Annotated in this window: 20 protein-coding genes; 16 read left to right on the top strand and 4 right to left on the bottom strand. The window is 73.3% G+C overall.

The features are described from left to right. Positions 1-49: 49 nt before the first annotated feature. From ACFQLX_RS00780 to ACFQLX_RS00770, 3 genes are all read right to left on the bottom strand, one after another. Entirely contained in the window at positions 50-1,504 is a 1,455-nt protein-coding gene (locus ACFQLX_RS00780; protein ID WP_386410496.1) for a DUF58 domain-containing protein, read from the bottom strand. Then, positions 1,504-2,535 carry an AAA family ATPase gene (locus tag ACFQLX_RS00775; RefSeq protein WP_386410493.1) on the bottom strand — a complete coding sequence of 344 codons (1,032 nt, stop codon included), beginning with the start codon at positions 2,533-2,535 and terminating at the stop codon, positions 1,504-1,506. Before ACFQLX_RS00775 ends, ACFQLX_RS00780 begins: the two co-directional genes overlap by 1 nt. Positions 2,536-2,890: 355 nt before the next feature. Further along, a complete protein-coding gene (locus ACFQLX_RS00770) occupies positions 2,891-3,454 on the bottom strand; it encodes a beta-class carbonic anhydrase (protein ID WP_386410491.1) in 564 nt (187 codons plus the stop codon). A gap of 345 nt (positions 3,455-3,799) precedes the next feature. On the opposite strand from ACFQLX_RS00770, the gene rsmH reads away from it, so the two are divergent. The 16 genes from rsmH (at position 3,800) to ACFQLX_RS00690 (ending at position 22,381) form a co-directional block, all read left to right on the top strand. After that, complete coding sequence (gene rsmH, locus ACFQLX_RS00765; protein WP_386410489.1) at positions 3,800-4,765, top strand: 16S rRNA (cytosine(1402)-N(4))-methyltransferase RsmH; 966 nt, start codon at positions 3,800-3,802, stop codon at positions 4,763-4,765. Further along, entirely contained in the window at positions 4,765-5,295 is a 531-nt protein-coding gene (gene ftsL / locus ACFQLX_RS00760; RefSeq protein ID WP_386410486.1) for a cell division protein FtsL, read from the top strand. Before rsmH ends, ftsL begins: the two co-directional genes overlap by 1 nt. Before the next feature lie 4 nt (positions 5,296-5,299). Next, positions 5,300-7,351 carry a peptidoglycan D,D-transpeptidase FtsI family protein gene (locus ACFQLX_RS00755; RefSeq protein WP_386410483.1) on the top strand — a complete coding sequence of 684 codons (2,052 nt, stop codon included), beginning with the start codon at positions 5,300-5,302 and terminating at the stop codon, positions 7,349-7,351. A 14-nt stretch (positions 7,352-7,365) separates the two neighbouring features. Beyond that, a complete protein-coding gene (locus ACFQLX_RS00750) occupies positions 7,366-9,135 on the top strand; it encodes a UDP-N-acetylmuramoyl-L-alanyl-D-glutamate--2,6-diaminopimelate ligase (protein ID WP_386410480.1) in 1,770 nt (589 codons plus the stop codon). Beyond that, positions 9,132-10,550 (top strand): UDP-N-acetylmuramoyl-tripeptide--D-alanyl-D-alanine ligase, encoded by a 1,419-nt coding sequence (locus tag ACFQLX_RS00745; RefSeq protein ID WP_386410478.1) that lies wholly within the window; start codon positions 9,132-9,134, stop codon positions 10,548-10,550. The genes ACFQLX_RS00750 and ACFQLX_RS00745 overlap by 4 nt, the downstream gene beginning before the upstream one ends. Next, a complete protein-coding gene (gene mraY, locus ACFQLX_RS00740; RefSeq protein WP_386410475.1) occupies positions 10,547-11,617 on the top strand; it encodes a phospho-N-acetylmuramoyl-pentapeptide-transferase in 1,071 nt (356 codons plus the stop codon). The genes ACFQLX_RS00745 and mraY overlap by 4 nt, the downstream gene beginning before the upstream one ends. Continuing rightward, positions 11,614-13,095, top strand: a complete 1,482-nt coding sequence (murD, locus tag ACFQLX_RS00735) for a UDP-N-acetylmuramoyl-L-alanine--D-glutamate ligase (protein ID WP_386410472.1) — start codon at positions 11,614-11,616, stop codon at positions 13,093-13,095. The genes mraY and murD overlap by 4 nt, the downstream gene beginning before the upstream one ends. Positions 13,096-13,230: 135 nt before the next feature. Beyond that, positions 13,231-14,607 (top strand): putative lipid II flippase FtsW, encoded by a 1,377-nt coding sequence (gene ftsW, locus ACFQLX_RS00730; protein WP_386410469.1) that lies wholly within the window; start codon positions 13,231-13,233, stop codon positions 14,605-14,607. A gap of 36 nt (positions 14,608-14,643) precedes the next feature. Next, positions 14,644-15,738, top strand: coding sequence for an undecaprenyldiphospho-muramoylpentapeptide beta-N-acetylglucosaminyltransferase (gene murG / locus ACFQLX_RS00725; protein WP_386410467.1), 1,095 nt, complete (start codon positions 14,644-14,646; stop codon positions 15,736-15,738). Between the two features lie 283 nt (positions 15,739-16,021). Continuing rightward, complete coding sequence (locus ACFQLX_RS00720; RefSeq protein ID WP_386410464.1) at positions 16,022-16,702, top strand: cell division protein FtsQ/DivIB; 681 nt, start codon at positions 16,022-16,024, stop codon at positions 16,700-16,702. 431 nt (positions 16,703-17,133) lie between these two features. Then, positions 17,134-18,363, top strand: coding sequence for a cell division protein FtsZ (gene ftsZ, locus ACFQLX_RS00715; RefSeq protein ID WP_386410461.1), 1,230 nt, complete (start codon positions 17,134-17,136; stop codon positions 18,361-18,363). Between the two features lie 167 nt (positions 18,364-18,530). Next, positions 18,531-19,235 carry a peptidoglycan editing factor PgeF gene (gene pgeF, locus ACFQLX_RS00710; protein WP_386410458.1) on the top strand — a complete coding sequence of 235 codons (705 nt, stop codon included), beginning with the start codon at positions 18,531-18,533 and terminating at the stop codon, positions 19,233-19,235. Continuing rightward, on the top strand, positions 19,232-20,005 hold the full coding sequence (locus ACFQLX_RS00705; RefSeq protein WP_386410455.1) for a YggS family pyridoxal phosphate-dependent enzyme: 774 nt from the start codon (positions 19,232-19,234) through the stop codon (positions 20,003-20,005). The genes pgeF and ACFQLX_RS00705 overlap by 4 nt, the downstream gene beginning before the upstream one ends. 193 nt (positions 20,006-20,198) lie before the next feature. Beyond that, positions 20,199-20,822: a cell division protein SepF gene (locus ACFQLX_RS00700; RefSeq protein ID WP_386410452.1), complete on the top strand. Its 624-nt coding sequence runs from the start codon at positions 20,199-20,201 to the stop codon at positions 20,820-20,822. A gap of 73 nt (positions 20,823-20,895) precedes the next feature. Next, entirely contained in the window at positions 20,896-21,186 is a 291-nt protein-coding gene (locus tag ACFQLX_RS00695) for a YggT family protein (protein WP_386410449.1), read from the top strand. 34 nt (positions 21,187-21,220) lie between these two features. Next, positions 21,221-22,381: a DivIVA domain-containing protein gene (locus ACFQLX_RS00690; RefSeq protein ID WP_386410447.1), complete on the top strand. Its 1,161-nt coding sequence runs from the start codon at positions 21,221-21,223 to the stop codon at positions 22,379-22,381. A 263-nt stretch (positions 22,382-22,644) separates the two neighbouring features. On the opposite strand, the gene ileS is transcribed toward ACFQLX_RS00690, so the two are convergent. After that, positions 22,645-25,803, bottom strand: a complete 3,159-nt coding sequence (gene ileS / locus ACFQLX_RS00685; RefSeq protein ID WP_386410444.1) for an isoleucine--tRNA ligase — start codon at positions 25,801-25,803, stop codon at positions 22,645-22,647. Positions 25,804-25,942 lie beyond the last annotated feature (139 nt).

Below are 25,942 nucleotides of genomic sequence, written 5' to 3'. Positions count from 1 at the left end.
GTCCCGTACCGCGCCGTCCCGTACCGCGCCGTCCCGTACAACGTCGTCCTCACACCCCCGAGTCGAAGCCCCGCGCGAACTGCTGGGCCCTGCCCCCGCCGCCCGTGAGGCCGCCCGCGCCCCCCTCGGCCCCCCGCCACAGCTCCGCCAGCCGGTCGCCGGGCCGCACCGCCACCGCCGTCCAGCCCGCCTCGCGCAGCACCCGCACCTGGTCGTCGCTGCGGGGCGCCGCGTCCTGCGCCGCCCGCTCGCCCGCCGACCACGCCCCGCCGTCCAGTACGAAGACCAGCGCGGCCCCCGCCCGGCGCCGCATCCGCGCCACCAACGCGAGCTGCTGCTCGTCCAGTTCACCGAGGAACGCCACCACCAGCCCCTCGTGCCCGGAGCGCAGCACGTCGTAGGCGGCGGACAGCTCCTCGCCCGCCGAGTGCCCGACCACCGCGAGGGTGTCCAGCAGCAGGCCGGCCGCGTCCGCCGACTCCGCGTGCGCGCCCATCGCGCCGCCCGCCGAGTCCGAGCCCGGCACGCTGTCGCCGGTGTCGGTGAGCAGCCGCACCGCGTAGTCGCGCCCCAGCATGTGCAGGGCGGTGGAGGCCGCGGCGGAGACCGCCCACTCGAAGGCCGAGTCGGGCCCGGAGCCCGAGTAGCCGGCCCGCCGGGTGTCGAGCAGCACCGTGCAGCCGGCGCGGTGCGGCTGCTCCTCGCGGCGCACCATCAGCTCGCCGTAGCGGGCGGTGGAGCGCCAGTGCACCCGCCGCAGGTCGTCGCCGTGCCGGTACTCGCGCGGCAGGACGTCGTCCTCCCCGGCCAGCGCCAGCGTGCGCCGCCGCCCGTCGCCCCAGCCGGAGGACTCCCCGGCCAGCCGCACCGGCGCCAGCGTCTCGGTGCGCGGGACGACGGTGAGCGTGTCGTACGCGCTGAAGGAGCGCGTCAGCTCGCACATCCCGAACGGGTCGCTCAGCCGCAGCTGCAGCGGCCCCAGCGGATAGCGCCCGCGCAGGTCGGAGCGCACCCGGTAGGACACCTCGCGCCGCCCGCCCGGCTCCACCCGGTCCAGGACGAAGCGGGGCCGCGGCCCCAGTACGTACGGCACCCGGTCCTGCAGCATCAGCAGCCCCGTCGGCAGCCGCGAGGCGTTGTCGATGCGCAGCTGCACCCGCGCCTCCGAGCCGGCGGGCACCCGGGCGGGGGAGAGGCGCCGGCTGCCGGCGACCCGGTAGCGGGTACGGTGCAGCGCCACCACGCAGACCAGCGGCAGCGCCATCAGCAGCAGCCCCACCCGCTGCAGGTCGGGCTGCCCCAGGATGTAGCTGCACGCCACCGCGGCCAGGCCCGCGGCGAGGAACGAGCGCCCGCGGGTGGTCAGCCCCGACAGGGCCGCCCGCAGCCCGCCCGGCTGCCCGGCGCCCGTAGCGGGGCCGGCAGCGGGACCCGCCGGCCCCGCGGCCTGGCCGGTCTGCGGGTCCGCGCCGCGGTAGGGCGGCGCTGCCGCCGGGGCCGCCATCAGTACCTCCGCGCGTCCGGCGACTGCTGCGGATAGACCTGCCCGGCGGCCCGCGCCGCACGGGCGTCGCCGGCCGGCGCGGGGGTCTGCTGCAGGATCTCCTCGACGATCTGCTCGGCGCCGCGGCGGTTGAGCTGGGCCTGCGCCGTGGGCAGCAGCCGGTGCGCGAGCACGGGCACGGCCAGGTCGCGCACGTCGTCGGGCAGGGCGAACTCCCGCCCCGAGAGCGCCGCCGTGGCCTTCGCGGCCCGTACCAGCTGCAGCGTGGCACGCGGCGAGGCGCCCAGCCGCAGCTCCGGGTGCTCGCGGGTGGCGGTCACCAGGTCCACCGCGTAGCGCCGCACCGAGTCCGCGACGTGCACCGTACGCACGGCGTCGATCAGCTTCTGGATGTCGTGGGCGTGCGCCACCGGCTGCAGATCGCCCAGCGGCGAGACCCCGCCGTGCACGTCGAGCATCTCCAACTCGGCGGCGACACTGGGGTATCCGATGGACAGCCGCGCCATGAAGCGGTCGCGCTGGGCCTCCGGCAGCGGATAGGTCCCCTCCATCTCGACCGGGTTCTGCGTCGCCACCACCATGAAGGGGCTGGGCAGTTGGTAGGTCTGCCCGTCGATGGTGACCTGCCGCTCCTCCATCGACTCCAGCAGCGCCGACTGGGTCTTGGGCGAGGCGCGGTTGATCTCGTCGCCGATGACGATCTGCGCGAAGATCGCCCCCGGCTTGAACTCGAAGTCCCGGCGCTGCTGGTCGAAGACGCTCACCCCGGTGATGTCCGAGGGCAGCAGGTCGGGGGTGAACTGGATGCGCCGCACCGAGCAGTCGATCGACCTGGCGAGGGCCTTGGCGAGCATCGTCTTGCCCACCCCCGGCACGTCCTCGATCAGCAGATGGCCCTCGGCGAGCAGCACGGTCAGCGCCAGGCGCACGGCCTCCGGCTTGCCCTCGATGACGCTCTCGACCGACCTGCGCACCTGCTCCGCCGTGCTGGTCAGATCGCTGAGGCTTGATCGCTCGTCATACGTCGTCACCCGGCCCTCCTCGGCCTTTCCCCCGGACCCCTGGCGGAGCGGGGGCTACCCCTGACGGACCGGCGTACCGTGCCGCGGTCCGCTCCTCTCCGGCATACGTGCGGCCCGCCCGTCCGGACGGCTCGCCCGGCCGCGGGCGGCCACCCCCGCATTGTTGCTGGAGAGAGGCGATTTCGTCACGGGTGTTCCGGCATTGCGCCCCGCAACACCCGCTGCTATGTCGCCTGTACGGGCAAAAGTCGCGCAAGCGGCGGTTTGTGACAGACGCCCCCGGGCAGCCCGCCCCCGACGTGCGAGGGGCCGCCCCCCGCGGCAGCGGAAGGCGGCCGGAGCACGGCGCGGTACGTGGGGAGCGCTACTGGGGCAGCACCTCGCGCAGCAGCCCGGTGTGGACGTCGAAGACGAAGCCGCGCACATCGTCGGTGTGCAGCAGGAACGGCGAGGTGCGCACCCGCTGGACGGACTGGCGCACGTCCTGGTCGAGATCGCGGAAGGCCTCCACCGCCCACGGCGGACGCTGGCCCACCTCCGCCTCCAGTTCGTAGCGGAAGTCCTCGGTCAGGTCGAGCAGTCCGCAGCCGGTGTGGTGGATCAGCGCCACGCTGCGGGTGCCCAGGGCGCGCTGGCTGATGGTCAGCGAGCGGATGATGTCGTCCGTCACCACCCCGCCGGCGTTGCGGATCGTGTGGCAGTCGCCCAGCTCCAGACCGAGCGCCTCGTGCAGGTCGAGCCGGGCGTCCATGCAGGCCACGATGGCGACCCGCAGCACGGGCGCGGCGCCCATCCCGGGGTCGGTGAAGGTCTCGGCGTACTCCTCGTTCGCCTTTACCAGCCGGTCGATGACGTGGCGGTCGGCCCCGCCGTCGGGGCTGTCGCCGGCCGGCGCGGGGGGCAGCGGCTCTGCCGCGGATATCGACATAGCCACGACGTTAGCCGCCGGGGAGCGCACCGCCACCGGCGCCGTCGTTTCGGCCACGTAATCTCCGTCTCACTTCCCCGCCAACGCGGCTGGCGGATCCACGTGTACAGGGGCGCCTGAGTCGTTTCGCACAGGACCTTCGATAGGGTGACGCCGTCGGAGACCGCTGCTTCGTCCCTCCCAGGGGTGACATCGGTTCCGCAGTGGGAGGGCCACCGCGTCGCCTCGCTCACGCTCCTTCGGTCCGCTCCGTCCGGGAGATCCGCCGGTGGGCGCGGGAGCGCTCCCTTCGCATACGCTCCGGGGCGACGCACATCCGGGTGCGATCGGATGAGGAGAGGCGCATTGAGCGAGGCCCGCCACGTACCCGTCATGCTCCAGCGGTGCCTGGACCTGCTGGCCCCGGCCCTGGAGGAGCCCGGAGCGGTGGTCGTGGACTGCACCCTGGGCCTGGGCGGCCACAGCGAGGCGCTGCTGCGGCGCTTCCCCCAGGCCCGCCTCATCGCCCTCGACCGCGACACCGCCGCGCTGGACCTCTCCCGCAGCCGCCTGGAGCCGTACGCCGACCGGGTGAGCCTCGTGCACGCCGTCTACGACGAGCTGCCCGCCGTGCTGGCGGACCTCGCCGTCCCGAAGGTGCAGGGCGTCCTGTTCGATCTGGGCGTCTCCTCCATGCAGTTGGACGAGGCGGAGCGCGGCTTCGCCTACGCCCAGGACGCCCCGCTGGACATGCGCATGGACCAGACGAAGGGCATCGGGGCGGCGGAGGTCCTCAACACCTACCCGCCTGGCCAACTCGTGCGGATCCTGCGGGCGTACGGGGAGGAGAAGCAGGCGAAGCGGATCGTCGAGGCGGTGGTGCGCGAGCGCGAGCGGGAACCGTTCAGCCGCAGCGCGCGTCTGGTGGACGTGATCCGTGACGCGCTGCCCCAGGCGGCCAAGCGCACCGGCGGCAACCCGGCCAAGCGGACCTTCCAGGCGCTGCGCATCGAGGTCAACGGCGAGCTGGAGGTGCTGCAGCGGGCGATCCCGGCCGCCGTGGACGCACTGGCCGTGGGGGGACGCATCGCGGTCCTGTCTTACCAGTCCCTGGAGGACCGCCTGGTCAAGCAGGTACTGGCGGCCGGCGCGGAGAACACCGCGCCGCCGGGACTGCCCGTGGTGCCCGAGCGGTACCAGCCGAGGCTGAAGCTGCTCACCCGCGGCGCCGAACTCCCGACGGAGGAGGAGGTCGCCGAGAACCGCCGGGCCGCGCCCGCGCGGCTGCGCGGCGCGGAACGCATCCGTCCGGAGCTGGGGAAGGGGAGCTGATGGGGGAGACGCCCCGCAGGCTGGCGTGGCTGGTCCCCTCCGGGGCCACGGCCGCCGCGCGCACACCGTTCGTCGTGCTGGTGGTGGCGCTGCTGGGCGCCGGGCTGATCGCGCTGCTGCTGCTCAACGCGGCGGTCAACCAGGGCTCGTTCGAGCTGGGCGAGCTGCGCCGCGACACCACCGTCCTCACCGACGAGGAGCAGCGCCTGCAGCGCGAGATCGACGCCTACGCCGCCCCCGACGCCCTCTCGCGGCGGGCCGGCGAGCTGGGCATGGTGCCGGGCGGTGCCCCGGCCTTCCTCTCCCTGGACGGCCGGGTACGGGGCAGCGCGAGCCCCGCGCCCGTACCCCCGCGCCCCGCGCCCAGCCCCACCCCGACGCCGACCCCGAAGGCCAGTGCCTCCGCCGGCGCGGCGCGGGCCGGGGAGGGCGCCTCGCAGAGCCCCACCGCCGGCCCCACCGCCGACCCCGCCCCCAGCGGCGCCTCCCAGTCCGCCCCGAGTCCTGCCGCCCCCGCCCAGGAGCGCTGATCCCATGCCCAGGGTCCCCGGCCCCTCCGACCCGCGACGCGCGAACTCCCGCGTCCCGAGCGGCACTTCCCGTGCCGAGCGCGCACGCCCGGAGAGCGCCGAGCGCCCCGTACGCCCCGCGCGGCGCGCCCCCTCCGGCCCGCCCCGCCCCCCGGGCCCGCCGACGCGCCCCGCCCCCGCCCTGCGCCTGGCCCGCTCCCGGCCGAGGCTGCGCCTCTTCAGCGTGGCGCTGACGCTCGTGATGCTCGTCTTCACCGTGCGGCTGCTGCAGGTGCAGGCCGTGGACGCCTCCGCGTACGCGCAGAAGGCCAAGGTCAACCGGCTCGTCCCGCTCAAGCTCACCGCCGAGCGGGGCCGTATCACCGACCGCGACGGCGTCGACCTCGCCGCCAACGTCGACGCCTACGACATCACCGCCGACCCCTTCCTCTTCACCCCCGGCCAGGCCAAACTGCCCGACGCCCCCCGGCGCGCGGCCCGGCTGCTCGCACCGCTGCTCGGCAAGGACGAGGCGGAGCTGGCCGCGCTGCTGTCCACACGCGGCTCCCGCTACGTCCTGCTGGCGCGGCTGCAGTCCCCGCAGACCTGGAAGAGGATCAAGGAGCGCAAGGCGGCCCTCGCCCAGGACGCCGACGCCGCCACCAACATCCTGGCCGGCGTCTTCGCCGAGCAGCGGAGCAAGCGCGTCTACCCCAACGGCGACCTCGCCGCCGGCCTGCTGGGCTTCGTCAACGCCGAGGGCGCCGGCGGCGGCGGCATCGAGAGCGCGCTCAACAGCAAGCTGGCCGGCCGCGACGGCGAACTGGTCTACGCCCAGTCCGCCGGCCGCCGCGTCCCCACCGCCGGCTCGCAGGAGCGGCCCGCCGAGCCGGGCACCGACATCGAGCTGACCATCGACCGCGACATCCAGTGGGCCGCGCAGAGCGCGATCACCGAGACGGTGCGCAGGCACAAGGCCGCGCGCGGCTACGTGATCGTGCAGGACACCCGTACCGGCGAGGTGCTGGCCATGGCCAACGCGCCCGGTTTCGACCCCAACGACCTCAGCCGGGCCAAGCCCGACCAACTGCGCAACTGGGCCGTCGAGGACGTCTACGAGCCCGGCAGCGTCAACAAGGTCATCTCCCTGTCCTCGGTGCTGGAGGAGGGCGTGGCCACCCCCGCCACCCACGTCGAGGTGCCCAACCGGCTGCCCCGCGCGGACCGCTCCTTCGCCGACGACATCGACCACCCGACCTGGCACCTGACACTCAACGGCGTACTGGCCAAGTCCAGCAACATCGGCACGATCCTCGCCGTGGAGCAGCTCGGGAAGTCCCAGCGCGCGGCCAACCGGGTGCTCTCCTCCTACCTGCGCGACTTCGGCCTGGGCCGGCCCACCGGGCTCGGCCTCCCCGGCGAGAGCGCCGGCCTGCTGAAGCCGCCGCAGCAGTGGGACCAGGCGCAGCAGTACACGATCCCCTTCGGCCAGGGCGTCTCCATCACCGCCCTGCACGCCGCCTCCGTCTACTCCACCATCGCCAACGGCGGGGTACGCGTCGAGCCCACCCTCGTCCGCGGCGAGGAGGGCCCCGACGGCCGCTTCGCCCCCGCCCCCGAGCCCGAGCAGCGCCGGGTGCTCTCCGAGAAGACGGCGCGTACCGTGGCGCGCATGCTGGAGTCCGTGGTGGACGACGAGGAGGGCACGGGTGTGAAGGCCCGCATCCCCGGCTACCGGGTGGCCGGCAAGACCGGCACCTCCAACCGCGTCGACCCGCGCACCGGCCGCTACCGCGGCTACACGGCCTCCTTCGCGGGCTTCGCCCCGGCGGACCGGCCGCGGGTGACGGTCTACTGCGCGGTGCAGGACCCCAGGCGCGGCAGCTACTTCGGCGGCCAGGTCTGCGGCCCGGTCTTCAAGCAGGTGATGGAGTTCTCCCTGAAGACCCTGCAGGTACCCCCGTCCGGCGGCAAGGCGCCCCGGCTCCCCGTGAGCTACGACCCCGACCAGCCCCCCGGCACGAAGCCGGACGCAAGCGACGAGAACGCGACCAACTCCCCCGACGAGAACCAGTGAGCGGTCCCCGGCCGATGAGCACACAGCAAGCAGCGACTGACCCCGCGACCGGAATCCCGGCTACCACCCCCGCACCCCCGCGTCCCCCGGCAGGGGGTACGCTCACCGCCGTGTCCCACCCTGATCAGTCCCACCCCGGCGCCCCCCGGCCCGTACACAGCACCCCCACCCCGCTGCGGGAGCTGGCCGCCGCCCTGCGGGCCGGCTCCGCCGCCGAGGCCGCCGAGACCGCCGAGACCGCGGAGACCGCCGTCACCGGCATCACGCACGACTCGCGGGCCGTCCGCCCCGGCGACCTCTACGCCGCCCTGCCCGGCGCCCGCTTCCACGGCGCCGACTTCGCCGCACAGGCCGCCCAGAGCGGCGCCGCGGCCGTACTGACCGACCCGCAGGGCCGCGAGCGGGCGGCGGCCACCGGACTGCCCGTACTGGTCGCGGACGACCCGCGCGCCGAGATGGGCGCCCTGGCCGCCGCGATCTACGGCCACCCCGGCGCGGGACTGCTGCAGATCGGGATCACCGGCACCTCCGGCAAGACCACCACCGCCTATCTCGCCGAGGGCGGCCTGCGGGCCGCCGCCGAGAAGGCGGGGGAGGGGCTGACGGGCCTCATCGGCACCGTCGAGACCCGCATCGGCGACGAGCGGCTGAAGTCCGAGCGCACCACCCCCGAGGCCACCGACCTGCAGGCGCTCCTCGCGGTGATGCGCGAACGCGGCGTCGCCTCGGTCGTGATGGAGGTCTCCAGCCACGCGCTGACGCTGGGGCGGGTCGACGGCTGCGTCTTCGACGTCGCCGTCTTCAACAACCTCAGCCCCGAACACCTGGACTTCCACCCGGACATGGAGGACTACTTCCGGGCGAAGGCCGCCCTCTTCACCCCCGCGCGCTCCCGCGCCGGCGTGGTCAACCTCGACGACGAGTACGGCCGCCGCCTCGCCGGGGAGTGCGCGGCCGCCGGCTACCCGGTCACCACCTTCTCCGCCGAGGGCCACCCGGACGCCGACTGGCGTGCCGCCGACGTGGAGTTGGGCCCCGCGCCCTCCGCGGCCGACCCCCACCCGGTGGGCTCCGCCTTCACCGTCTACGGCCCCGACGGCATCACGCTGCGCGCCGCCTCCCCGCTGCCCGGCGCCTTCAACGTCGCCAACACCCTCGCCGCCATCGTCGCGCTGGCCACCGCGGGCATCGACCCGCAGACCGCCGCCGCGGGCGTCGCCGCCGTCCCCGGGGTGCCCGGCCGGCTGGAGCGCGTGGACGCCGGCCAGCCCTACCTCGCGGTGGTCGACTACGCCCACAAGCCCGACGCCGTCGACTCCCTGCTGCGCGCCGTGCGCAAGGTGACCGAGGGCCGGGTGCACGCCGTACTCGGCTGCGGCGGCGACCGCGACCGGCACAAGCGCGGGCCGATGGGCGCCTCCCTGGCGCGCCTGGCCGACACCGCGGTGCTGACCTCCGACAACCCCCGCTCCGAGGACCCCCTCGCCATCCTCGCCGAGATGCTGGCGGGCGCCGCCTCCGTCCCGGCGCACGAGCGCGGCGAGGTGCTGGTCGAGGCCGACCGCGCCGGCGCGATCGGGGCCGCCGTGGCCCGCGCCCGGCCGGGCGACACCGTGGTGGTGGCCGGCAAGGGCCACGAGACGGGCCAGGACGTCGCGGGCGTGGTACGCCCCTTCGACGACCGCGAGGTCCTGCGCGCGGCCATCGAGGCGGCCGCAGCCCAGTCCGCGGCCCAGTCCGCGGCCCTGTCCGCCGGCACCGACCGGGCGGAGGCCCCCCGGTGATCGTCCTGACCCTCGGCGAGATCGCCGAACTGACCCGCGGCCGCCTCGACGGCGGGGCGCAGGCGTCCACTTCGGTCACGGGACCGGTGGTGCACGACTCGCGCCAGGTCGTCCCCGGCGCCCTCTTCGCCGCCCTTTCCGGCGAGCGCGTCGACGGCCACGACTTCGCCGCCCAGGTGACCGCGGCCGGTGCGGCGGCCGTCCTGGCCACCCGCCCCGTCGGCGTGCCCGCGATCGTCGTGGCCGACGTGGTCGAGGCGCTCTCCGCCCTCGCCCGCGCGGTCGTCGCCCGCCTGGGCGCCACCGTGGTCGCCCTCACCGGCTCCTCCGGCAAGACCTCCACCAAGGACCTCATCGCCCAGGTGCTCCCGCACCTGGGCCCCACCGTCTTCACCGAGGGCTCCTTCAACAACGAGATCGGCCTGCCGCTCACCGCGCTCAGGGCCGGCGAGGACACCCGCTACCTGGTGCTGGAGATGGGCGCCCGCGGCCTCGGCCACATCCGCCACCTCGCCGAGCTGACCCCGCCGCGCATCGGCCTGGTCCTCAACGTGGGCGCCGCGCACGCCGGCGAGTTCGGCGGCCGGGAGAAGACCGCGCAGGCCAAGGGCGAACTCGTCGAGGCACTCCCGGCGGACGGCGTCGCCGTGCTCAACGCCGACGACCCGCTGGTACGGGCCATGGCCGCGCGCACCCAGGCCCGCACCCTCCTCTTCGGGGAGTCCCCCGACGCGCAGATCCGCGCCGCGGACGTGCGCCTCACCCCGGACGGCCGCCCGTCGTTCACGCTGCATACCCCCTCGGGGCACGCTGACGTGATCATGAAGTTGTACGGTGAGCACCACGTGTCGAACGCGCTCGCGGCCGCCGCCGTGGCCCACGAACTGGGCCTGCCCGCGCCGGAGATCGCCGCGGCCCTGGGCCAGGCGGGTCCGCTCTCCCGCTGGCGGATGGAGGTCACCGAGCGCGCCGACGGGGTCACGGTCGTCAACGACGCCTACAACGCCAACCCCGACTCCATGCGCGCCGCCCTGCGGGCACTGGTCGCGATGGGAGCGGCCGCCCAGGACAGGGGCGGCCGCACCTGGGCCGTACTGGGGGAGATGGCGGAGCTGGGCGAGGAGTCGATGGCCGAGCACGACGGGGTGGGCCGGCTCGCGGTCCGGCTCAACGTCAGCAAGCTCGTCGCGGTCGGCGGCCGGGAGGCCGCCTGGCTGCGGATGGGCGCTTACAACGAAGGTTCGTGGGGTGAAGAGTCGGTGCACGTGTCCGACGCCGGAGCAGCCGTGGAGCTGCTGCGCACTGAGCTGCGTCCGGGAGACGTCGTGCTTGTGAAGGCATCCAGGTCCGTGGGCCTGGAGAAGGTCGCAGCGGCGCTCCTCGAGGAGTCCGGAGAGGGGGCGACGGCCCGATGAAGCAGATCCTCTTCTCCGGCGCGCTGGGCCTGGTCTTCTCCCTGATCGGCACCCCGCTGCTGATCAAGCTCCTCGCCGCGCGCGGCTACGGCCAGTTCATCCGCGACGACGGCCCGCGCGGGCACGCCAGCAAGCGCGGCACGCCCACCATGGGCGGCATCGCCTTCATCCTCGCCACCCTGGTCGCGTACGTACTGACCAAGCTGATCACCGGCAGCCAGCCGACCTTCTCGGGCGTGCTGGTGCTCTTCCTGATGGCGGGCATGGGCCTGGTCGGCTTCCTGGACGACTACATCAAGATCGTCAAGCAGCGCAGCCTGGGCCTGCGGGCCAAGGCCAAGATGCTCGGCCAGCTGATCGTCGGTATCGGCTTCGCGGTCCTGGCCCTGAACTTCCCCGACTCCCGGGGCCTGACCCCGGCCTCCACCAGGCTCTCCTTCACGGCGGACTTCGGGGTCTCCATCGGCCCGGTGCTCTTCGTGATCTGGGCGCTGTTCATGATCCTGGCCATGTCCAACGGCGTGAACCTCACCGACGGCCTGGACGGACTGGCCACCGGCGCCTCGGTGATGGTCTTCGGCGCCTACGTCTTCATCGGCGTCTGGCAGTACCAGGAGTCCTGCGCCAACGCCCTGGACCTCACCAACCCCGCGGCCTGCTTCGACGTCCGCGACCCGCTCGACCTCGCGGTGGTCGCCTCCGCCCTGATGGGCGCCTGCTTCGGCTTCCTGTGGTGGAACACCTCGCCGGCCAAGATCTTCATGGGCGACACCGGCTCGCTGGCCCTGGGCGGCGCGCTCGCCGGCCTGGCGATCCTCTCGCGCACCGAACTGCTGCTGGCGATCCTCGGCGGCCTCTTCGTCCTGATCACCCTCTCCGTGGTCATCCAGGTCGGCTCCTTCCGCACCACCGGCAAGCGCGTCTTCCGGATGGCCCCGCTGCAGCACCACTTCGAACTCAAGGGCTGGAGCGAAGTGCTGGTGGTGGTCCGCTTCTGGATCATCCAGGGCATGTGCGTGATCGTCGGCCTCGGCCTCTTCTACGCCGGCTGGGCGGCCGGCAAGTGACGGCGCCCGGCGCGGTGTTCGCGCAGGACGCGCAGGGCGCCCCGGACTTCACCGGCCGCCGGGTCACCGTCGCCGGCCTCGGCGTCACGGGCGGGCCCGTGGCGAGGGCGCTGCACCGCCTGGGCGCGCACGTCACCGTCGTCAACGGCGGCGACGACGAGCGCGCCCGCGCCCAGGCCGCCGAGCTGGCCCCGCTGGGCACCACCGTCCGCCTGGGCGACGGCGACACCCTCCCCGAGGGCACCGAGCTGCTCGTCACCACGCCGGGCTGGAAGCCCACCAGCCCGATCTTCGCCGCCGCCGCGGCGGCCGGCGTCCCCGTCTGGGGCGACGTCGAGCTGGCCTGGCGGCTGCGCGGCCCGGACGCGGCCCCCTGGCTGGCGGTCACCGGCACCAACGGCAAGACCACGACGGTCCGCATGCTCGCGGCCATCCTCACGGCCGCCGGGCTGCGTACGGCGGCCGTCGGCAACATCGGCGTCCCCCTGATCGACGTCGTCATGGGCGAGGAGAAGTACGACGTCCTGGCCGTCGAGCTCTCCAGCTACCAGCTCCACTGGGCCCCCTCCCTGCGCGTGCACTCCGGCGCCGTCCTCAACCTCGCCCCCGACCACCTCGACTGGCACGGCTCGATGGACGCCTACGCCGCCGACAAGGGCCGCGTCTACGAGGGCAACGAGGTCGCCTGCGTCTACAACGCCGCCGACCCCGCCACCGAGGACCTCGTCCGCGCGGCCGACGTCCAGGAGGGCTGCCGCGCCGTCGGCTTCACCCCCGCCGTCCCCGGCCCCTCCCAACTCGGCGTCGTGGACGGCCTGCTGATCGACCGCGCCTTCGTGGCGAACCGCCAGAAGAACGCCCAGGAGCTGGCCGAGGTCTGCGACATCTCCGCCTCCTCCCGGCCCCCCGGCGCGAACGTCCCGCCCCCCGCCCCCCACCTCGTCGCCAACGCCCTGGCCGCGGCCTCCCTCGCCCGCTCCTACGGCGTCGAGCCCGCCGCCGTCCGCCAGGGCCTGCGCGACTTCTGCCCCGACCCGCACCGCATCGCCTACGTGGGCGAGGTCGACGGCGTGACGTACGTCGACGACTCCAAGGCCACCAACACCCACGCCGCCGCGGCCTCCCTCGCCGCCTACCCGCACCTGGTGTGGATCGCCGGCGGCCTGGCCAAGGGCGCCACCTTCGACGAGGTCGTCGAAGCCGCCGCCCCCCGCCTGCGCGGCGTCGTGCTGATCGGCGCCGACCGCGCCCTGATCGCCGACTCCCTGGCCCGCCTGGCCCCCCACGTCCCCGTGGTCGACCTCGACCGCACCGACCCGGGCGCGATGGCCCAAGCCGTCCGCGCCGCCGCGGAGTTGGCCCGCCCCGGCGACACGGTGCTGCTGGCACCGGCCTGCGCCTCGATGGACATGTTCACCAACTACAACGTGCGCGGGGACGCGTTCGCACAAGCGGTACGCGCCCTCCCGGACGCCTAGGGTCTGCTACGGGCCACTGCCGGGGGAGCGCCCTGCGCGCCCCGCCCGAGCGGCGTGCCCCCCGGCGCGACACCGGCGCCAACCCCTAGCCTGGCCTCGGCGCGCCGGGGTGCGCGCACCAGGAGGGGAGAGACCATGCCACGGGGGACGCAGCGTTCAGGGAGCCGGCCGGCGGGCCGGGTCCGCGGTTCCGACAGCGCGCCGGCAGCCGCCAGGAGTCCGGTGGAGCGGCTGCGGGTGCGCGGCACGGCGCCGCTCCCGGCCCGCGGCGGGACCCCCGCCCAGCGGCTGCGGCGCCTGGTGCGCCGGGCGCGCCGGGCCTGGGACCGCCCGCTCACCGCGTACTACCTGCTGCTGGGCGGCAGCCTGCTGATCACCGGACTCGGCCTGGTGATGGTCTTCTCCGCCTCCCAGATCAGGGCGCTCAGCGACGGACTTCCCTCCACGTACTACTTCCGCAAGCAGCTCGTCGCCGCCGTCATCGGCACCGTGCTGCTGCTGGCCGCCTCCCGGCTGCCGATCGTGCTGCACCGGGCGCTGGCCTACCCGCTGCTCGCCGGCTCGGCCTTCCTCATGGCGCTGGTGCAGGTGCCGGGGATAGGGCAGGAGGTGGGCGGAAACACCAACTGGCTCTCCCTGGGCGGCCCGTTCCAGCTCCAGCCCAGCGAGTTCGGCAAGCTGGCCCTGGTGCTGTGGGGCGCGGACCTGCTGGCCCGCAAGCACGACAAGAAGCTCCTCGGCCAGTGGAAGCACCTGCTGATCCCGCTGGTCCCGGTCGCGCTGCTGCTGCTCGGACTGGTCATGCTGGGCGCCGACATGGGCACCGCCGTGGTGCTGGCCGCGATCCTCTTCGGGCTGCTCTGGATCGCCGGAGCGCCCACCCGGCTCTTCGCGGCCGTGCTGGGCATCGGGGCGTTCATGGCGCTGCTGCTGGTCAAGGGCAGTGCGCACCGGATGGACCGGCTCAGCTGCCTGGGCGCCACCGACACGGGACCGGGCGACATCTGCTGGCAGGGCCTGCACGGCATCTACGCCCTCGCCTCCGGCGGCTGGTTCGGCTCCGGCCTGGGCGCGAGTGTGGAGAAATGGGGCGGACTCCCGGAAGCCCACACCGACTTCATCTTCGCCGTGACCGGGGAGGAACTCGGCCTCGCGGGGACGCTGTCCGTCCTCATCCTCTTCGCGGCTCTAGGCTATGCGGGTATCCGCGTGGCCGGACGCACGGAGGACACCTTCGTACGGTTCGCCGCGGGCGGGGTGACGACCTGGATCACGGCGCAGTTCGTGGTCAACATCGGTGCGGTGCTGGGCCTGCTGCCCATCGCCGGCGTCCCCCTCCCGCTGTTCTCGTACGGCGGCTCCGCCCTGCTGCCGACCATGTTCGCCATCGGCCTGCTGATCGCGTTCGCCCGCAACGAACCCGCGGCGCGCGCGGCGCTGGCCATGCGGCAGCCTGTGATGAGAAAAAAGCTGGCCGGGATGGGACGTAAGTCGACGCGACGGCGGGGTTGATTGGGGCCCCGCCGTCCAAGAGAGCGGTGAAATTCGGTGCATGTCGTACTCGCCGGCGGTGGGACCGCCGGTCATATCGAGCCAGCGATGGCCCTTGCGGACGCGCTGCGGAGGCACGACCCGACGGTCGGCATCACCGCCCTGGGCACGGAACGCGGCCTGGAGACCCGCCTCGTCCCCGAACGGGGCTACGAACTCGCCCTGATCCCGGCCGTCCCGCTGCCGCGCAAGCCCTCCGCGGACCTCATCACGCTGCCGAGCCGGCTGCGGGGGACCATCAAGGAGGCCGAGCGCATCATGACCGAGCGCAAGGCCGACTGCCTGGTCGGCTTCGGCGGTTACGTGGCCCTGCCGGGCTACTTCGCCGCGCGCAGCCTCGGGGTGCCCATCGTGGTCCACGAGGCCAACGCGCGCCCCGGACTGGCCAACAAGATCGGCTCGCGCTTCACCGACCACGTCGCCGTCTCCACCCCCGACAGCCAGTTGCGCGGCGCCCGTTACGTGGGCATCCCGCTGCGCCGCTCCATCGCCACCCTCGACCGCTCGGTGATGCGCGGCGAGGCGTGCCACTACTTCGGCCTCAACCCGAGCCTGCCCACGCTGCTGGTCTCCGGCGGCTCGCAGGGCGCGCGCCGGCTCAACGAGGTCGTCCAGACCGTGGCTCCGTACCTGCAGCGCTCCGGCCTGCAGATCCTGCACGTGGTCGGCCCGCGCAACGAACTGCCGCAGATCGACAACATGCCGGGAATGCCGCCGTACATCCCGGTACCGTACGTGGACCGGATGGATCTCGCCTACGCGGCGGCGGACATGATGCTCTGCCGCGCGGGCGCGATGACCGTCGCCGAGCTCTCCGCCGTCGGACTGCCGGCCGCCTACGTCCCGCTGCCCATCGGCAACGGCGAGCAGCGGCTGAACGCCCAGCCGGTGGTGAAGGCCGGCGGCGGACTGCTGGTCGACGACGCGGACCTCACCCCGGAGTGGGTGCGCGAGCAGGTCCTGCCGGTGCTCGGCAACCGCCAGCGGCTGAACGACATGTCGCGCGCCGCCGCCGAGTTCGGCCGCCGGGACGCGGACGATCTGCTCGTCGGGATGGTGTACGAGGCGATCGCCGCGCGCCGGGCGGCCTAGCCGGGCCGACGGTCCGGGCGAAGACGAGGCAGACCGGCCGGCCGGGTCCGTGCGCACGGACCCGGCCGGCCGGCACCGACACAGGCCGAAGGGCGAGACCGTGGGCGACGCACCCGCAGCCGGCACCGCAGAGCGGGGCAGCCGGGGCAGTCGAGGTGAACGGGGCGAGCGGGGCGAACGGGGCGAACAGCCCCGGCAGGGCGGGGACGCTCCGCCGGGGTCGGCCGGCCTTGCCGGGGGCCGCCCCCGCGGCTCCAACCGCCGCCGCCCGGAACCGCGGCTGGTGCTCGCGGCCCTCCTGCTGGCCGCCGTGCTGGGGGCGTTCGCCGTCTGGGTGCTCTACGGCTCCCCGTGGCTGCGCGTCGAGCGCGTGCGCGCCTCCGGCGGCGAGGTGCTCACCGAGGCGGAGGTGCTGGCGGCGGCGCAGGTGCCGACCGGCGCGCCCCTGGTCTCGGTGGACACCGGTGCGGTGGCGGCCCGGCTGGAGAAGCGGCTGCCGCGCGTCGACTCCGCGACGGTGACGCGCTCTTGGCCGCACGGCATCACCGTGAAGGTCACGGAGCGCGAGGCGGCGGTGCTGATGAAGGAACGCGGCCGCTACGTCGAAGTCGACGCCGGCGGTGTGCGGTTCGCCACGGTCGCGAAGCCGCCCCCGGGGGTGCCGGTGCTGCGCCTCGACGCGGAGCGCTCGCCGAGCCTGGCGCGCTTCGGCGAGGACCGGCTGCGCCGGGAGGCGGTGACCGTGGCCGGCGACCTGCCGGCGGCGGTGCGCCGCGAGACCAGGGTCATCAGGGTCGGTTCATATGACTCCGTGACCCTGGAGTTGCGCGACGGCCGCACCGTGCTGTGGGGCAGCGCGGAGCGCGGCGGACTCAAGGCGCGGGTGCTCACGGCGCTGCTCGAAAAGGCCTCGGACGCAGACCACTTCGACGTCAGCGCCCCAACCGCCCCCGCGGTGACGTAGATTTGGCGACCTTGCGGGCGCCCGTCGGCGTTGCGCATACGGCGAATGCGTCCGCGTCGGACGCGCTAGACTGCTGGTGGTTGTGCGTCCGTAGGCACCAAACGTGCGCTTTCCCACCAGCGTTGCCGATGCACCCGGACGGGGTTGGACCCGGCTGGTGTTGAGCGCGTAAGACCTTGTGGTCCGTCGGGCCTGAGGGTTGCGCGATCCGGAAATCCCCCCGGGTGAACAACGGGGGGAGCAGTCAAATAGGGTGAAAAGAAACCCGGGAAGTTCGGCGTGTTCATTGAACACGCAGCACTTGTCGACTTAGTGTCTCGTTCCGGCGGCCCGGACGAGACGGCAAGTCAACCCTCAAGCTGAGCCTGAGGCTTAAGTTGAGGATCGGGCCATTCACACGGCAACGTAACTCGAGGCGAGAGGCCTTCGACGTGGCAGCACCGCAGAACTACCTCGCAGTCATCAAGGTCGTCGGTATCGGCGGCGGCGGCGTCAACGCCATCAACAGGATGATCGAGGTCGGTCTCAAGGGCGTCGAGTTCATCGCGATCAACACCGATGCTCAGGCGCTGCTGATGAGCGACGCCGACGTCAAGCTCGACGTCGGCCGCGAACTGACCAGGGGCCTGGGCGCAGGCGCCAACCCCGATGTCGGCCGCAAGGCGGCCGAGGACCACCGCGAGGAGATCGAGGAGGTCCTCAAGGGGGCCGACATGGTCTTCGTCACCGCCGGTGAGGGAGGTGGCACCGGCACGGGCGGCGCGCCCGTCGTGGCCAACATCGCCCGCTCGCTGGGCGCGCTGACCATCGGCGTCGTCACCCGCCCCTTCACCTTCGAGGGCCGGCGACGGGCCAACCAGGCAGAAGATGGCATCGCCGCGCTGCGCGACGAGGTCGACACGCTGATCGTCATTCCGAATGACCGACTTCTGTCTATTTCCGATCGCCAGGTGAGCGTTCTCGACGCGTTCCGCTCGGCCGACCAGGTCCTGCTCTCCGGCGTCCAGGGCATCACCGACCTCATCACCACCCCCGGCCTGATCAACCTCGACTTCGCCGACGTCAAGTCCGTGATGTCCGAGGCCGGTTCCGCGCTGATGGGCATCGGCTCCGCGCGCGGCGACGACCGGGCGGTCGCGGCGGCCGAGATGGCCATCTCCTCCCCGCTGCTGGAGGCGTCCATCGACGGCGCCCGCGGCGTGCTGCTCTCCATCTCCGGCGGCTCCGACCTCGGCCTCTTCGAGATCAACGAGGCCGCCCAGCTGGTGAGCGAGGCCGCGCACCCCGAGGCGAACATCATCTTCGGCGCGGTGATCGACGACGCGCTCGGCGACGAGGTGCGGGTGACGGTCATCGCGGCCGGCTTCGACGGCGGCCAGCTGCCGTCCAAGAACCGCGACAAGGCGCTCGGCTCCTACGGCTCCCGGGAGGAGTCCTCCGCCGGCTCGGCGCCGCTCGGCCGCCCCGCCGTGGAGGAGCGCTCCTCGCTGGGCGGCTTCACCCCGTCCGCGCGCCCCTCGCACGAGGAGGACCTGCCGGTCGCCCCGTCCGCGCCGCCGGTTCCGGTCGCCGAGATGCCCTCGGCGCCGACGGTGCCGTCCGCCCGGCCGTACCAGGAGAGCTCCGCGGAGGAGCTGGACGTACCGGACTTCCTGAAGTAACCGCTCCCCGACGGCGGCCCCCGGCATGAACGCCGCGGGGCCGCCGTCGCGTTCGTCCCTGCCGCGCCCCCGCTGCCCGGGGCCGTCCGCCCACGTGGTTCGATGGCTGCGGGCCCGGTAGGGCCCGACCGGCCCGCAGCAGCTCAGCCCGACAGGACAGGCATCCCGTGCGATTCGCGTTCACCGACCGCTGGGGCGGCGTAAGCACCGCGCCTTACGACGAGTTGAACCTCGGCGGGGCCGTCGGCGACGACCCGGCGGCCGTGGCGGAGAACCGGCGCCGCGCGGCCCGCGCCCACGGCATCGACCCCGGGCGCGTCGTGTGGATGAACCAGGTGCACGGGCGCGAGGTGGCCGTGGTGGACGCCCCCTGGGGCGCCGGCGAGGTACCCGCCGTGGACGCGCTGGTCACCGCCGTACCCGGCCTCGCGCTCGCCGTCCTGACCGCCGACTGCACCCCCGTGCTCCTCGCCGACGAGGAGGCCGGCGTGGTGGGCGCGGCGCACGCGGGACGCCCGGGCCTGCTGGCCGGTGTCGTCCCCGCGACCGTGGCGGCGATGCGCGCACTGGGCGCCGAACCGGCCCGCATCACCGCCCGGCTCGGCCCCGCCGTCTGCGGGCGCTGCTACGAGGTGCCGGAGGAGATGCGCGCACGGGCCGCGGAGCTCGTGAACGAGACATTCGCCACCACGAGTTGGGGAACCCCCGCCATCGACGTCCGCGCCGGCGCCCGCGCACAGCTGGAAGCGCTCGGTGTGGCGGACGTCACCGTCTCGCCGGTCTGCACCCTGGAGTCCGCCGACCACTTCTCGTACCGCCGGGAGAAGGCCACCGGCCGCCTGGCGTCCTATGTCTGGACGGAGGCCCGGTGAACGCCCCGGTGAACGCCCCGGCGGACGACCGCCGCAGGGCCGAACTCGCCGCGAACCTCGCGGCGGTGGAGCGGCGGATCGACGTCGCCTGCGCCGCCGCCGGCCGCCCCCGCGAGGACGTGACGCTGATCGTCGTCACCAAGACCCATCCGGCGGGCGACGTGCGGCTGCTGAACGGGCTGGGTGTGCGGCACGTCGCGGAGAACCGCGACCAGGAGGCGGCGGCCAAGGCGGCCGAACTCGCCGACCTGGACCTGGACTGGCACTTCGTGGGCCAGCTGCAGACCAACAAGGCCCGCTCCGTGGCCTCGTACGCCGCCGAGGTCCAGTCCGTCGACCGCCCGCGGCTGGTGGAGGCCCTCGCCGCGGCGGCCCGGCGCGAGGGGCGCGAACTGGGCTGCCTGCTCCAAGTCGCCCTGGACGCCCCGGAGAACGCCGGGGAGGGCGCGCGGGCCCCGGAGGGTGCGGCGGGCCGCGGCGGCGTCCCCCCGGGCCGCGTAGGGGAGTTGGCGGACGCGGTGGCCGCCGCCGAGGGGCTGCGGCTGGACGGGTTGATGACGGTGGCGCCGTTGGCGGGGCATTATGCAGGACGCCAACGGGCCGCGTTCGAGCGGTTGATGGAAATCTCATCCGGCCTGCGCGCGACGCATCCTGCTGCGAACATGGTCTCAGCGGGAATGAGCTCGGACCTTGAGGAGGCCGTGGCCGCCGGGGCGACACATGTGCGCGTCGGCACTGCGGTACTCGGCGTCCGGCCCAAGCTCCGGTAACGTCGCGAAGCGAGTCGGACCACGGCAGAAAATATGGTCAGTACCGGGCGGTGCCGATCGGTACCGAGCGGTATCGACGAGGGCCGGTCGGTACCGGACAGTGCGGACAGGCGAGTAGGCCGGAGTGGATCACGTGCACTGGTGGCAGTACACACGGCGGGGCAGATCCACCACAGAGCGGAGGACGTAGAGCATGGCCGGCGCAATGCGCAAGATGGCGGTCTACCTCGGCCTCGTGGAGGACGATGGTTATGACGGTCCGGGTTTCGACCCCGACGACGAGTTCGAGCCCGAGCCGGAGCCGGACCGCTCCCGGCGGCAGCAGCCGGCCGTCGTGGACGAACCGGTACGAATGACGCATCCCCCGGCACAGCGGGAGCGTCCGGCGGTAGTTTCGGACAGCGCCCGCATTGGGAGCATCCTTACTGAAAGTGGACGTAGCGGACGCATCGCTCCCGTGTCTTCCATCACACCTGAACGCCAGAGCCTGGAGAAGAGCGCCCCCGTGATCATGCCCAAGGTCGTCTCCGAGCGGGAGCCCTACCGGATCACCACACTCCACCCCCGGACCTACAACGAGGCCCGTACCATTGGGGAACACTTCCGTGAGGGCACTCCGGTGATCATGAATCTGACGGAGATGGACGATACCGACGCAAAGCGACTTGTCGACTTCGCGGCCGGTCTCGTCTTCGGCCTGCACGGAAGCATCGAACGGGTGACGCAGAAGGTTTTCCTGTTGTCTCCTGCTAACGTCGATGTAACGGCGGAGGACAAGGCCCGCATCGCTGAGGGCGGGTTCTTCAACCAAAGCTGAACGACAGACGCAACACTGGATCCGAGGCGGCCGTGAGGCCGGGCACACACACAGGGGAGAGGGAAGAGACGGGATGGACATCGCGGTTCAGGTGATCCTGATCGTCCTCTACTGCTTCCTGGGGGTGCTGATCTTCCGGCTGATCATGGACTACGTGTTCATGTTCGCCCGCTCATGGCAGCCAGGTAAGGCCATGGTGGTGTTGCTGGAGGGCACCTACACGGTCACCGATCCGCCACTGAAGCTTCTGCGGCGGTTCATCCCGCCACTGCGTCTAGGGGGCGTGGCGCTAGACCTGTCCTTCTTCGTACTGATGATCATTGTGTGGATCCTGATCCAAGTAGCGCTGGGGTTCCTGCGATGAGGTCTACCGATATGCCGATGACTGAGGTGAAGAGATGCCGCTGACCCCTGAGGACGTGCGGAACAAGCAGTTCACGACCGTCCGCCTTCGAGAGGGCTACGACGAGGACGAGGTCGATGCCTTCCTCGACGAGGTCGAGGCCGAACTGACGCGCCTGCTCCGCGAGAACGAGGACCTGCGCGCCAAGCTGGCCGCAGCGACCCGTGCCGCCGCCCAGAACCAGGGCATGCGCAAGCCCGAGCCGCAGGACCAGCACCGTGGCCCCGGCGGCCCGGTGCCCGCCGCCATATCGGGCCCGCAGCCGGTGCCGCAGCAGCAGATGGGCCCGCCCCAGCTGTCCGGCGCACCCCAGCTGCCCCCCGGCCCGGGTGCCATGCAGGGCCCCGGCCCGATGCAGGGCCACGGTCCGATGCAGCAGGGCCCCGGCCCGATGGGCCAGGGTCCCGGCCCGATGCAGGGCCACGGCCAGATGCAGCAGGGTCCCGGCCCGATGCAGGGCCACGGTCCGATGCAGCAGGGCCCCGGCCCGATGCAGCAGGCCCCGGCCCCGCACATGCAGGCGCCCGCCGGCGGCGACTCCGCCGCCCGCGTGCTGTCGCTGGCCCAGCAGACCGCCGACCAGGCGATCGCCGAGGCCCGTGCCGAGGCCAACAAGATCGTCGGCGAGGCCCGTTCGCGCGCCGAGGGTCTGGAGCGCGACGCCCGTGCCAAGGCCGACGCCCTGGAGCGGGACGCGCAGGAGAAGCACCGCGTCGCGATGGGCTCCCTGGAGTCCGCCCGCGCCACGCTGGAGCGCAAGGTCGAGGACCTGCGCGGCTTCGAGCGCGAGTACCGCACGCGACTGAAGTCCTACCTGGAGTCGCAGCTGCGTCAGCTGGAGTCCCAGTCGGACGACTCGCTCGCTCCGCCGCGCAACTCCGCCCCCTCGCTGCCGCCGGCCCCGGCGCCCGTGCAGGCTCCGTCCATGGCTCCGGCCGGTGCGGCGGCGATGGGCTCCGGTCACGGTCACGGGATGGGACAGCCGCCGATGGGCGGTGCTCCCGGCCGCCCCGCCGGTCCCTCGTACGGTGGGCAGCAGCAGATGTCGCCCGCGATGACGCAGCCGATGGCGCCGGTCCGCCCGCAGGGCCCCGGCCCCATGCAGCAGCCGCCGTCGCCGATGCGTGGCTTCCTCATCGACGAGGACGACAACTGATCGACGCCTGACGCCCCGGCGTCGGCGCACATCGGCCGAAGGCCGGGCTCCACGGACACTGCCCGTGGAGCCCGGCCTTCGGCGTTCCCGGCGCTGCTGCGGACCAAGGGGCGCCCGGGGAGCGGGACTTGCGACCGGCGCCTGCTGCCCGGCTCGTACGCGGGCCCGGTGAGGCGTGCGACGCCCCCGGTCAGCACGGCCCGGATACGCCGAGGGGCCGGCGGGACCCGGTGGTCCCGCCGGCCCCTCGGGCCGTGGAGCGGCTACGCCTTGCGCAGGCGGAAGGTGAGGCCCAGGGCCTCGTCCGCGAACGGGCTGCCGTAGGAGTCGTCCGCCTCGCCGGTGGCGAAGTCCAGCGCCAGCACCTCGTCCGCGATCAGCGCCTCGTGCTCCGTGAGCGCCTGCGTGAGCTGCTCGTCGCGGGCCGTCCAGCGCAGCCGGATGCGGTCCGCCACGTCCAGCCCGGAGTTCTTGCGGGCCTCCTGGATCAGCCGGATCGCGTCACGGGCCAGGCCCGCGCGCCGCAGTCCGGGCGTCAGCTCCAGGTCCAGCGCCACCGTCGCACCCGGATCGGAGGCCACCGACCAGCCCTCGCGGGGGGTCTCGGTGATGATGACCTCCTCCGGCGAGAGGTCCACCCGCTCGCCGGCCACCTCCACCCAGGTCGCGCCGCCCTCGCGCAGCTCCGCGGACAGCCGCGCCGCGTCCGCCGTGGCGACCGCCCTGGCGACGTCCTGCACGCCCTTGCCGAAACGCTTGCCCAGCGCACGGAAGTTGGCCTTGGCCGCCGTGTCCACCAGCGAGCCGCCGACCTCCGCCAGGGAGGCCAGCGCCAGGACGTTCAGCTCCTCGGCGATCTGCGCGCGCAGCTCCTCCTCCAGCGACTCGAAGCCCACCGCGCCCACCAGCGCCCGCGACAGGGGCTGGCGGGTCTTGACGCCGGACTCCGCGCGCGAGGCGCGGCCCAGCTCCACCAGCCGCCGCACCAGCGCCATGCGCTGCGAGAGCGCCGGGTCCACCAGCGCCGCGTCGACCCGCGGCCAGTCCGCCAGGTGCACCGACTCCGGGGCACCGGGCACCACCGGGGCCACCAGGTCCTGCCAGACCCGCTCGGTGATGAACGGCACCAGCGGCGCCATCAGCCGCGTCACCGTCTCCACCACCTCGTGCAGGGTGCGCAGCGCCGCCGCGTCGCCCTGCCAGAAGCGCCGGCGCGAGCGCCGCACGTACCAGTTGGAGAGGTCGTCGACGAAAGTCGAGAGCAGCTTGCCGGCGCGCTGGGTGTCGTACGCCTCCATCGCCTCGGTGACCTCGGCGACCAGGGTGTTCAGCTCGCCCAGCAGCCAGCGGTCCAGCAGCGGCCGCTCGGCCGGGGCCGGGTCGGCGGCCGAGGGCGCCCAGCCGGAGGTGCGCGCGTACAGCGCCTGGAAGGCGACGGTGTTCCAGTACGTCAGGAGGGTCTTGCGCACGACCTCCTGGATGGTGGTGTGGCCCACCCGGCGCGCCGCCCACGGCGAGCCGCCGGCCGCCATGAACCAGCGCACCGCGTCGGCGCCGTGCTGGTCCATCAGCGGGATCGGCTGCAGGATGTTGCCCAGGTGCTTGGACATCTTGCGGCCGTCCTCGGCGAGGATGTGGCCCAGGCAGACCACGTTCTCGTAGGCCGACCTGTCGAAGACCAGCGTGCCGATCGCCATCAGCGTGTAGAACCAGCCGCGGGTCTGGTCGATGGCCTCCGAGATGAACTGCGCCGGGTAGCGCGCCTCGAAGACCTCCTTGTTGCGGTACGGGTAGCCCCACTGCGCGAAGGGCATCGACCCCGAGTCGTACCAGGCGTCGATGACCTCCGGCACGCGGTGGGCCGTCTCGCCGCACTGCGGGCAGGGGAAGGAGACCTCGTCGATGTACGGGCGGTGCGGGTCGAGTTGCGACTGGTCGGTGCCGGTCAGTCCGCTCAGCTCCGCGCGCGAGCCGACGACCGTGAGGTGCTCCTCCGCGCAGCGCCAGATCGGCAGCGGGGTGCCCCAGTAGCGGTTGCGGGAGAGCGCCCAGTCGATGTTGTTGTTCAGCCAGTCGCCGAAGCGGCCGTACTTCACCGACTCCGGGTACCAGTTGGTCTTCTCGTTCTCCCGCAGCAGGGCGTCCTTGACCTGCGTGGTGCGGATGTACCAGGACGGCTGCGCGTAGTAGAGCAGCGCGGTGTGGCAGCGCCAGCAGTGCGGGTAGCTGTGCTCGTACGGCACGTGGCGCAGGAGCAGGCCGCGCTCGTCCAGGTCGGCGACCAGGACCTCGTCGGCCTTCTTGAAGAACTGGCCGCCCACCAGGGGCAGTTCGGCCTCGAAGGTGCCGTCGGGGCGGACCGGGTTGATGAGCGGGAGGCCGTAGGCGCGGCAGGTGCGGTAGTCGTCCTCGCCGAAGGCGGGGGACTGGTGGACCAGGCCCGTGCCGTCCTCGGTCGTCACGTACTCCGCGTTGACGACGAAGTTCGCGTCCGCCAACTCCACCAGCTCGAACGGGCGCTGGTAGCTCCAGCGCTCCATCTCGCGGCCGGTGAAGGACTCACCCGTGGACTCCCAGCCCTCGCCCAGCGCCTTGGCCAGCAGCGGCTCGGCCACCACGACCTTCTCCCGGCCGTCGGTGGCCACCACGTAGCGCACGTCCGGGTGGGCGGCGACGGCCGTGTTGGACACCAGCGTCCACGGGGTCGTCGTCCACACCAGCAGGGACGCCTCGCCGGCCAGCGGGCCGGAGGTGAGCGGGAGGCGGACGAAGACCGAGGGGTCCACGACCGTCTCGTAGCCCTGCGCCAGCTCGTGGTCGGAGAGCCCCGTGCCGCAGCGCGGGCACCAGGGCGCGACCCGGTAGTCCTCGACCAGCAGGCCCTTGTCGTAGATCTGCTTCAGCGACCACCAGACGGACTCGATGTACTCCGGGTCCATCGTGACGTAGGCGTCCTCCAGGTCGACCCAGTAGCCCATGCGGGTCGTCAGCTCGGAGAAGGCGTCGGTGTGGCGGGTCACCGACTCCCGGCACCTCGCGTTGAACTCCGCGATGCCGTACGCCTCGATGTCCCCCTTGCCGTTGAAGCCCAGCTCCTTCTCCACCGCCAGCTCCACGGGCAGGCCGTGGCAGTCCCAGCCGGCCTTGCGGGTCACGTGGTAGCCGCGCATGGTGCGGTAGCGGGGGAAGACGTCCTTGAAGACGCGGGCCTCGATGTGGTGGGCGCCGGGCATGCCGTTGGCGGTGGGCGGCCCCTCGTAGAAGACCCACTCGGGGCGGCCCTGCGACTGCTCCAGGCTCTTGGCGAAGATCTTCCGCTCGTCCCAGAGGTCCAGCACGGCGTGCTCCAGGGCCGGCAGATCGACCTGGGCGGGAACCTGGTGGTACTGGGGGCCTTGGGGCGTCGGCTGGGGTGTCGTCATCGGCTTGCCTTCCTCCGGGCGCGCGGACTGCTGCTTGCGTCGTCCGGAGGGACGAGAGCCTGCGCTCCCGCGGTACCACCCTCCTTGGCGGGCGGCCCGGCTGCGGGCCATCCGCCCCCTCATTGGGGTCGCGCTGCCG

Source organism: Streptomyces polyrhachis (genome assembly GCF_042663125.1).
Taxonomy (GTDB): domain Bacteria; phylum Actinomycetota; class Actinomycetes; order Streptomycetales; family Streptomycetaceae; genus Streptomyces; species Streptomyces polyrhachii.
The sequence above is the reverse complement of the archived record's forward strand: the minus strand, read 5'-3'. Positions and strand labels throughout refer to the sequence as shown.